This is a genomic window from Saccharospirillum impatiens DSM 12546 (genome assembly GCF_000423605.1).
Taxonomy (GTDB): domain Bacteria; phylum Pseudomonadota; class Gammaproteobacteria; order Pseudomonadales; family Natronospirillaceae; genus Saccharospirillum; species Saccharospirillum impatiens.
Window position 1 is genome coordinate 1 of the sequence record NZ_AUIH01000078.1, and the last position, 8,983, is coordinate 8,983.

At 53.3% G+C, this 8,983-nt stretch carries 9 protein-coding genes and 1 tRNA gene; 6 read left to right on the plus strand and 4 right to left on the minus strand.

The window, feature by feature from the left end; genetic code table 11:
• Together G565_RS25015 and G565_RS0119295 are read left to right on the plus strand one after the other, a co-directional pair.
• Window positions 1-328, plus strand: a 328-nt coding sequence (locus tag G565_RS25015; RefSeq protein ID WP_037339376.1) for a transposase, incomplete at its 5' end; no start/stop codon positions are given.
• 196 nt (window positions 329-524) lie between these two features.
• Window positions 525-1,019 (plus strand): hypothetical protein, encoded by a 495-nt coding sequence (locus tag G565_RS0119295; protein WP_028671477.1) that lies wholly within the window; start codon window positions 525-527, stop codon window positions 1,017-1,019.
• 32 nt (window positions 1,020-1,051) lie between these two features.
• Here the strand turns inward: G565_RS0119295 and aceK are convergent, their stop codons facing one another.
• Window positions 1,052-2,776 carry a bifunctional isocitrate dehydrogenase kinase/phosphatase gene (gene aceK, locus G565_RS0119300; RefSeq protein WP_028671478.1) on the minus strand — a complete coding sequence of 575 codons (1,725 nt, stop codon included), beginning with the start codon at window positions 2,774-2,776 and terminating at the stop codon, window positions 1,052-1,054.
• Window positions 2,763-3,548, minus strand: a complete 786-nt coding sequence (locus tag G565_RS0119305; protein ID WP_028671479.1) for a hypothetical protein — start codon at window positions 3,546-3,548, stop codon at window positions 2,763-2,765. The genes aceK and G565_RS0119305 overlap by 14 nt, the downstream gene beginning before the upstream one ends.
• 158 nt (window positions 3,549-3,706) lie before the next feature.
• On the opposite strand from G565_RS0119305, the gene G565_RS0119310 reads away from it, so the two are divergent.
• From G565_RS0119310 to G565_RS25020, 4 genes are all read left to right on the plus strand, one after another.
• Window positions 3,707-3,782 (plus strand) — tRNA-Glu (locus G565_RS0119310).
• 284 nt (window positions 3,783-4,066) lie between these two features.
• Window positions 4,067-4,990 carry a carbohydrate kinase family protein gene (locus G565_RS0119315; RefSeq protein WP_028671480.1) on the plus strand — a complete coding sequence of 308 codons (924 nt, stop codon included), beginning with the start codon at window positions 4,067-4,069 and terminating at the stop codon, window positions 4,988-4,990.
• Between the two features lie 175 nt (window positions 4,991-5,165).
• Window positions 5,166-5,876, plus strand: a complete 711-nt coding sequence (locus tag G565_RS0119325) for a DUF3581 family protein (protein WP_028671481.1) — start codon at window positions 5,166-5,168, stop codon at window positions 5,874-5,876.
• A 319-nt stretch (window positions 5,877-6,195) separates the two neighbouring features.
• Window positions 6,196-6,939, plus strand: coding sequence for a hypothetical protein (locus G565_RS25020; protein WP_051208291.1), 744 nt, complete (start codon window positions 6,196-6,198; stop codon window positions 6,937-6,939).
• A 177-nt stretch (window positions 6,940-7,116) separates the two neighbouring features.
• Here the strand turns inward: G565_RS25020 and G565_RS0119335 are convergent, their stop codons facing one another.
• Both G565_RS0119335 and G565_RS0119345 read right to left on the minus strand, forming a co-directional pair.
• Window positions 7,117-8,106: a transposase gene (locus G565_RS0119335; RefSeq protein ID WP_028672307.1), complete on the minus strand. Its 990-nt coding sequence runs from the start codon at window positions 8,104-8,106 to the stop codon at window positions 7,117-7,119.
• A 629-nt stretch (window positions 8,107-8,735) separates the two neighbouring features.
• Window positions 8,736-8,983 (minus strand): integrase core domain-containing protein (locus G565_RS0119345; protein ID WP_028672309.1); only part of this gene is annotated, 248 nt, incomplete at its 5' end.

Sequence of the window (8,983 nt, forward strand, 5' to 3'; positions counted from 1 at the left end):
CAAAGTGGCACGCTCATGGGCTATCAAAGAACATTTCCGACCCTTTTGGGACTACCACAGTAAAGGTTGGGCGAAACGCTATTTTGAGAAGTGGTACAGCTGGGCTATTCGTTGCCGTTTGGAGCCCATCAAGAAAGTGGCCAGAATGCTAAAAGCGCATAAAAATGGCTTGTTGAATTACTTCGATCACCGGATCAGCAATGCCGTCGCCGAGGGATTAAACTCAAAGATTCAGACGGTAAAGTCCAACGCTCGAGGTTATCGTTCTTTCGAAGGCTTTAGAACGAGCATACTGTTTCACTGTGGGAAGCTGGATATGCTGCCATAGGGTTCCACAGAGTTTTACGAAGAGCCATCAATAGAAAGAGCATCAGTTTTTTGTACATTAGGCTGTGCCATGCTGGAAAGGTGCGTTTCATTGTGTACTGAATCTTTTCGCGTTGGCAAGGCATGTGGTCTGCCCGCTGCCTCTGATTCTGGTAAACTGGCCGGGTTTTTATCGGTTTACTGACTTGAGGATGAGCATGAAAACTCCTTTTGGAATATCACTCGGGTGTTCTGTGGCTGTGTTGATGTCGCTAATGGCAGGCTCGGCGATCGCGGAAATGGACGAGTCTGCAAGTGCGACGATCTCCCTCTCTGAAGCAGCAACGCTGCAACTGGTACCCTTGATGGATCAGACGCTGACTGAATCGGGTACAGTAACGGTTCAGCCCGGTGACGCCGGCAGCCCCCAAGGGGCTCTGAGTGAGGCGTTGCCAGGGCACTGTCTGATGTCTGTCCAGGTGACGCTCGGTGGTGAACAGATTGGGCTTGAGGCAGGCAAAATGGTGTGTGTAACGGACGACCGTCGCATTCTTGAGCTGATACCAGAGGCGACGATAGCCGGGTTGGGTGAGTGCCAGCCCTCGGGTGGAGCAGCTTGCGGTCGCTTTGTGATCAGTGTTGATCAACCGGGGACTCTGTCAATGCAGAGTGCGGGTCGACTCGCGCCCCAGCCGCGGAACGATCAAAACTGACGACTCGGGGCGCTGCCCTGTGCTGTCGGCAGTCAGGGGCGGATCAGGCGAATGTGCTCCGGATAGGGAAAAATATCAGCGACCACGCCAGCGTTCAGTTCATCCTGCACGCCACGCCAGTAATCTGCATCAAGCAGGGCGGCGTGGTAGGCAACAAAGTAGCGTTCTAGCCGGGCTTCATTGAACAGAAAGGTTGCAAACTCTTCCGGAAAAATGTCGTTCGGCGCGACGCTGTACCAGGGTTCACTGGCCAACTCGTCTTCTGGGTAGCGTGGTGGCGGAATCCGCCGGAAATGGCAATTGGTGACCCAGTCAATCTCATCGTAGTCGTAGAAAATGACCCGTCCGTGGCGTGTCACCCCGAAGTTTTTCAATAACATGTCGCCGGGGAATATATTGGCGGCGGCCAATTCTCGAATGGCTTGTCCATACTCTTTTAACACGGCTTCCTGCTGCCCTTCACGGGCCGGGTCCTCCAGATAGAGGTTCAGCGGGATCATCCGGCGCTCGATGTAACAGTGGCTAATAACCAGTTGGTTGTTTTCTATACGGATGCTGGATTCGGCTACCCGGGTCAGCTCTTGCTGAAGTTCTTCCGATACACGTTCTATCGGCAGGGCAACCTTTGAGAACTCCCAGGTATCAGCCATGCGACCAACGCGGTCGTGTTGTTTTACCCGATGATACTGGTTTTTGACATGCTGACGGGTCATGTCTTTCTGTGGGGCAAACTTGTCTTTTATGATTTTGAACACGTAGGGGTAGGAGGGCAGGGTAAACACCGTCATAACCATGCCCTTGATACCCGGTGCAATTTCGAACTGATCGTCGCTAACGGCCATGTGCTGCAGCAATTCGCGGTAAAATTGGGTTTTGCCCTGTTTGTGCAGACCTATGGACGAATAGAGCTCTGCCCGGGTTTTAGTCGGCATGAGCTTGCGCAGAAAATTAACTATGGCCATGGGGCAGCCGGTATCTACAAAGAAATAGGCCCGGGCGAAGCCGAAGACGATGGCCATGGCGTTGCTATCGAGCAATAAGGTATCGGCGTACAGAAAGCCGTCTTCATTGTTCAGAACCGGCACAATAAAGGGCAGCGTGCGGTTAGCCAGATTCAACCGGCCAATCAGGTAGCAGGCTTTGTTGCGAAAAAATGGGGTGGTGATCAGATCAATGCTGTATTTGGAGGCTGTTTTTGCCAGCTCCGGTTCCTGATCCCGAAACCGTTGAATCAGGTGGCGAACATCCCGGTGTGCGTTTTCGAACGGCAGGCCAATGTCCATGTCTCTGAGCAGCTGCAATATGGTGGCTTCCAGATTGCCATCAACGGTATAGCGGCGCACCAGGTCTTCGTCGGTTTCGTAGTGGCGCCATAGGGCGTCAGATTCGACGAATATGTATTCATTGTTGTAATAGCGTCTGTCAAACAGCCGACAAAATACCGAGTTAAAGAAGGTTTCCGCCAGGTCGGGCTGTGGGTGCTGTTTCAGTTGTTCGCTGAGTAAGTGTTTGACCCCCTGCCAGTTCTTCGGGTCCAGTCCTCCATCAAAGTCCCGCAGCGACTGAACGCACAAGTCGACCTGGGCGTCATAGAGATCAACCCGGTCTCGGTGAATGGCCTGCAGTTCCTGCCATTGGGCATTGAGATATCCCTGATGGGCTCGCTCGCAGTAGGACCGGAAAATCTGATAGTGCTGATCGAAGCCCGCGAGAATGCGCTCAGCCAGGCGAATGGATGGTGCGTCAGTCGTAGACATTCTTTTTCTTCCAGCTTTCCTGGTCATCTATCAGACCTTCCATATCGGCCGCCAGCCGCTCGGCCTGACCGCTGGATTGTACTTTGCGGTCGTCGCGCCAGGCTTCGACGATTTGTTGTAGCCGGTTCCGAAGCTCAATCTCCTCCTGTTTGAACAATTGAGCCTGGCGAGACGTCGCGATGGTATCAATGGCTTTCTGGTAGGCAACCCGTGCTTCCCGGAAGTGCTTGGTCGTCATTGCCTGATCAGCCCGGCTTTTGAAATAATCCAGCGCCGTTTCAACCAGCTTGTACTCCACCTGGCTCATTAGCTTGTCGGCGTCGGGCTTGGTCAGTCGGCCACTGTCATAGTTGCGTTTTATGAACAGAAACAGCGATTTCAGAGTCTGGCGGTGAAGGTTGGTTTCTTCGGAATTGAGGCGAGGCGCCGCCACTGAGGGCGGGTTTTTGCGCAAGCGGGCGCGTTCTTTCGCCAGCTCCTGAAAGTCCTCTTCCAGTAATTTGGCTTTGTCCGCCGACAGCGGGATTTGTGCCTTAATGTTTTGCAGCAGTGCCTGATAGATAAAGTCGCGCAATTCGGGTGACAGAAAAGAGGAGGGCAACCCTCGCAACACATTGTTCAGCTTGCGTTGCTGATTGAGCAGGTTCTGCAACAGTTCTTTATTGGCAGCACGGGCTTTGTGCCGACCCTGGGCGATGAGCATGCCGATGACCATCAGGCTGATGATGGTGACTGCGATAACACCAAGCAATGTCGTAGTAGACGCGCCCATGTGGCCTCTCATGTTCATTCAGCAGACGGCTCAACCCGGATGGTCGGCGGCTGAATGTGGGTTTATAGTCAGCAGTGTAATCTAAAAAAACGTATAAAAACAAAGATTTGCTTGACAGTATTCAGACTCGACCTTAGAGTTCCCACCGCTTTTGACGTGTCCCGTTCGTCTAGTGGCCTAGGACACCGCCCTTTCACGGCGGTAACAGGGGTTCGAGTCCCCTACGGGATACCAATTAAGCGCCACCATCTCGTTAGCCTCGGCTGCTTTGTCTGAGTATTCCCCGTCGATAGCCTTCAACAGTGTTTCCACACTGGATTATAGACTTTTTCATGCAATCCGGTTTTATCAGCCATTATACGGCCGGGCTCCTATTGTTCAGGCTCCTTATCTGCAACAGGCTTGCTGACCAATTGTGTAGCAGACCCGGGGCCAGGGTGGCTTTCCAACCGTGACAGCCCTCTGCGGAAGTGACACACTTCGAGTATTACGCAACAGCCCAAGTGAGTGAATAGTTCATGAAGCCGGTTTATGCCTTTGGTGAAGTGCTGGTCGATGCACTGCAAAACGGGACCGTGACTGAACAAGGCCTGGCCATGCCCCAGGCGGTGTTCTATCCGGGTGGTGCCCCGGCGAATGCCGCCGTTGCTGCGGCGCGCCTTGGAGCGCGCTCCTTGTTTATTGGTCAGGTTGGCCGGGACGGTTTTGGGCAGTACCTGAAAACCGCGCTGAATCATTATGGTGTCGATACCCGCTATCTGCGTTCAACCGATGCCCCTACGCCCATGGCGATGGTCACGCTCGACGATCGCGGTGAGCGCAGCTTCCAGTTCTATCGCCAGGGTACGGCGGACGTGATGCTGGCCGCTCACAAATTGCCGAACCCGGCTGAATTCGTGACCGGTGTCGTACACGCTTGTTCCAACACCCTGACTGAGCCTGGTATACGGCGGGTCCACATTGGGTTTATCGATCGATGCCGGGCCGCGGGAAATCTGATCAGCTTCGACGTCAACCTGCGCAAGAATCTGTGGCCCGATCAGACCAACTATCGCGAGCCAATACAATCGATGCTCAAGCGTGCCGATGTGATCAAAGTCAGTCGCGAAGAGTTGGTCGACCTGTGGGATGGCGATGCCGAAACCGAACTGGTTAACTGGGTGTTTGCCCATGAAGGTAAAGCTGTGTTCATTACTGATGGCGCCAACCCGGTTACCCTGATAACGCCAACGGCGCGACATCAAATGCCGGTTCCTGCGGTTAATGTGGTTGATACCACCGGAGCAGGGGACGCCTTTTCAGGTGCCATTCTGTTCAGTCTTTGCCAGAGCGAGGATCCAGATTGGGAATCAGTACTGGCATTGGCCGTCAAGTGTGGTGCCTGGGCCGTTGGTCGGGCGGGAGCCTTTCCCTCATTTCCAGCGTTCGCCGATGTTCAGTGATCCTTATTCACAGATCTTTTTGTTGAAGGCCGCTGAATCATCAGTGGCTTTGGTTGACAATGGATGATTGCGTGTCAGTGATGGTGTCTGCCAGTTCCGCCATGGTTACTGACCGGATAATCAGATCCATAACAGCACTACTGTAATCTACCGCTGCAATAAATAGGGGAGCCCTGTGTTTCTAGACGCCTTTCACACTCAGCACACCGACAATACCATCAGCATCAGTGCTGAGCAGGGCAGTGCCTTTGCCAAGGAAATCGCTGGCGATTTCAACCCCATTCACAATGTCGGGGCCAAGCGTTTTGTTGTACCAGGTGATCTGCTCTTCGCGCTGGTGTTGAATCGGTACGGTTTGAGTAAGTCCATGTCGGTCCGCTTTTCGGGTATGGTCGGGCCCGATCGCAGGCTGATACTGCCGGAAGTGGACAAGGGCACCATAGATATTGTCGATGCCGAAGGAAAAGCGTATCTGCATCTGGAGCACAGTGGCGAAACCAGCCACGACGCATCGCTCATCGAAGACCTGACGCGCAGCTATGTGGCTTTTTCCGGGCAGAATTTTCCGTTCATCATGGTGCCTTTGCTGGAAAAGCATCAGGTTATGTTCAACCCGCGCCGGCCACTGGTGATTTACGAGAGTATGGCGTTTGAACTGTCCAGCCTCGACATCAGCAAACCATCGCTCGAGCTGGCGAATACCTCACTGAATGTGAACGGTAAGCGTGGCGATGCTCTGTTTGAGTTCAACATCATGGCCGGTGGCGTGCGTGTAGGCACTGGCATCAAAAAACTCATCGTCAGTGGGTTGCAACCTTTTGATGCTGAGTTGATGGACGGTGTCATTGCTGAATTTGATCAACTGCGGGCGAGCTACGGCCGCTGAGGGCTTGCTGGCAGCGAGGCTGACTAAGGTTGGTTGGGCCACGCTGCGGTCCTCAAATAAACCCATTCTCATGAAGCTGCTGGTGTTTTGACGCCGGTTACAGCGCGTCGTTTGGCAACGGCGAGCGCCCACGCCCTTGAATGGTGCTCCATCCCGGTAAAAATGGGGCGATGCCCTCGGATTGCACTATTTTTGTGCAATCAGTGCCTCCTATCCGCCGCCAGTCCTGGCCGGTATCTTGCTGTGTCCTATCCTGAAGTGTCTCTTACGTTATTCATGTTAGGGCTTAACGCCCTAACGGCAGGACAGGATACAAATAATGGACCCGTCATTCGCAGATTTCATTCGCACAGCCGGTTTACCTCAGGCCTTGCTGTCTCACCAAAGCACTTTATATCAGCCGCTGGCCGATTGGGTGGTTGCCAACCGGTTTAGGTTGGTGGGTATTCAGGGGACTCAGGGGTCTGGTAAATCCACGCTGGCTGAGGTCTTGAAATGGCATTTGGAATTGGCCGGATTCAGAGTTGAGGTGTTGTCGATCGATGATCTGTACCTGAGTCGGGCCAATCGACAGGCGCTGGCCCAAGGCACTCATCCTTTGCTGGCTACTCGGGGTGTCCCCGGTACGCACGATGTCTCAATGGGGCGGGATATTTTTTCCTGGGTTCAGTCCGGCTCCGGTTCTCACTCGCTGCCCCGATTCGACAAAGCGCAGGATGACCGTGCGCCTCGCGTTGACTGGCACCATTGTGAGGCACCGCCTGATGTCCTCTTGTTCGAGGGATGGTGTGTTGGTCTGGCGGGGCAAGCGGAGCCCGAGCTGGAAACACCGGTGAATCAGTTGGAAGCCCGGGAAGATACCGCGGGTGACTGGCGCCGGTACGTGAATGATCAGTTGAAACAGTTTTACGAGCCCTGGTTTGCGCAGCTGGATGCCCTTGTCGTGCTTCAGGCACCGGGGTTCGAGCAAGTATTTGCCTGGCGCAAGAAGCAGGAAGAGGCTTTGCGAGCTCGCAAGCAAGGGCAGGGGGTGATGGATGAGGTGGCGTTGCGCCACGGCTAATAGGACACCCAACGGAGTGAGTTTATAAAAGGTACCGGTTCTGTAAGTAGAGACTCGTCAAAGGTGAATGGTAAAGAAGGATCTGGATCGAAAAATTGAGGTATTTGGGCCAAAAAGCCGATTTTCAGGCACGGGAAAATCTCAGGGTACCCTGATAGTCATTCTTGAATTGGTAAGCTAGGTTAACTGAGTGGCGGCCGCCAGTCCCGGTGTTCGCTGATACCCTAACCGGTGACACTGCGTTCTAATTGAACGAACCGTACCGACGATACCTTTGAACTGACTCTCGAAATGCTGGGTGTTGTAAACCCAGTGCTCAACGTCGATGTTGAGGCGTTCGAGAATAGGTGGAGCCTTTTGGTCGGTGCTTCCGCGCTTGTCTGCCCGAACCTGTCTGCCCGTCCAGTCAACCAGTTCCAGGTAGTCCTGTAACCTAAACGGTAAGCCTGTAGGCATGTCCTGGCGAGGGTAGCCTACGAATGGGAACAGCGGCTTAGGCTGTGCTGGCTCATTAGCGTCAGACTCTGCTTGAACAGTGTCAATGCGCTTCTTAACAGACGTATGGCCAGAGTTCTCTGGATCATCTGTCATCTGCGCGCGAATGGGGTTCAAATCCACATAAGCCATGCAAGTAGCCAGTGCTGCTTCATCGAGCAAAGCTTGAGATTTGAAGCGGCCCTCCCAGAAGCGGCCAGTACAGAAGTCTTCAGCGTTTGCCTGGCGTGCAATATCTTCGTTCAAAGCACGCATAAACCAGCTAATCGACATAAGGCGATCACGCCATTCTGTTACCAGCTCAAAAAGGACCTTGAGTTGTGCATCATGTAGGTTTTTACCCGCCAGAAACTCGTGGCTGAGAAAGTTGCCAGCATAGAGCGCATGCCAGCGCTGAATGACTTCTGTATCGCTCCAGGCTTTGGCTTTCTCTGCGTTGATGTGCAGCACGATATGGTAGTGGTTAGACATGACGGCATAGGCGCAGATATCGAGTGCGTACACGTTAGCTAAAGCCAGCATACGTTGCTCGATCCAGCCCCGGCGGTGTTCATAGTCATTACCGGAGTGCTTATCGCGGCCGCACAGGAAGGCACGGCGTACGCACCTGGAGGTGCAGTGGTAATAAGGAGTCGCCTCCAGGGCGATCTGGCTTTTCCTTGAACGTGGCATGGTGTCTAACCCTGACGGCCCGTTTCGGTGATGCTGTATAAAATACTGTATGGATATCTGCTGGTCAAGTTCTCTGGTGGGTGTCCAGGGAAGCTCCGTTTGTCAAGTGGTACGGCATGATTCGCAGCACGGATCAACAATGGAAAATGACCGCTCTGCCCAAACTCCAGCCCTAGATTTGAGATAGTTATGCTAATTTTGTACAAGTTGAACTCCGAAATTTGAGTCTCTAATACAAATCCATTTGATACCGTACAGAGTAATATAGTGTCATGTTGATAAACTCATTAGCTCCATGACGAAGAAGATGATGATAGAAAAACATCGCGTCGCTCGGCGGTGCTTCTCGACAGGCCTCGTGGCAGCGGCTTATGAACTCAAGGTGGACGCGGGGGAGGTGCGACGAGATGACGCGCAAGTCGCTCTGGCGGCAAAATTAGATGCCCTGCACGAGTCTCTTGTCTCGCTCCCCCCAGTACCCTTGCTTACCGACGATCCGACAGAGAGCAGCCGTACAAGCAGCAATCCACTGTTACTGGCACGATGCATGGCATCTATTGTGGACCCCACTGTCAAGACCACTAATGCATTAAATTAAGGTAAAATGCCCTATGGGTTAAATTGTATTCTTACGCGGCTTGCAGCCATTGCACAGCAGTGCCATGTACTTCTGCCGGTGTCCTGTTGTTGAGCGATTGATGCGGCCGCTCATGGTTGTAAAACCGGAAGTAGGCACTCAAGCCGTCCCGTGCTTCCTGCATCGTCTGATATTGCTTTAGATACACTTCCTCGTACTTGACGGAACGCCAGAGCCGCTCGACAAATATATTGTCCAGTGCCCGGCCCTTGCCATCCATGCTGATCTTTATTTCGTTAG

What these genes read in the sequence shown, in the direction of transcription:
- G565_RS0119295 (WP_028671477.1), top strand. Translation starts at nt 525, where the DNA reads ATGAAAACTCCTTTTGGAATATCACTCGGGTGTTCTGTGGCTGTGTTG.
- aceK (WP_028671478.1), bottom strand. Translation starts at nt 2,776, where the DNA reads ATGTCTACGACTGACGCACCATCCATTCGCCTGGCTGAGCGCATTCTC.
- G565_RS0119305 (WP_028671479.1), bottom strand. Translation starts at nt 3,548, where the DNA reads ATGGGCGCGTCTACTACGACATTGCTTGGTGTTATCGCAGTCACCATC.
- G565_RS0119315 (WP_028671480.1), top strand. Translation starts at nt 4,067, where the DNA reads ATGAAGCCGGTTTATGCCTTTGGTGAAGTGCTGGTCGATGCACTGCAA.
- G565_RS25020 (WP_051208291.1), top strand. Translation starts at nt 6,196, where the DNA reads ATGGACCCGTCATTCGCAGATTTCATTCGCACAGCCGGTTTACCTCAG.
- G565_RS0119335 (WP_028672307.1), bottom strand. Translation starts at nt 8,106, where the DNA reads ATGCCACGTTCAAGGAAAAGCCAGATCGCCCTGGAGGCGACTCCTTAT.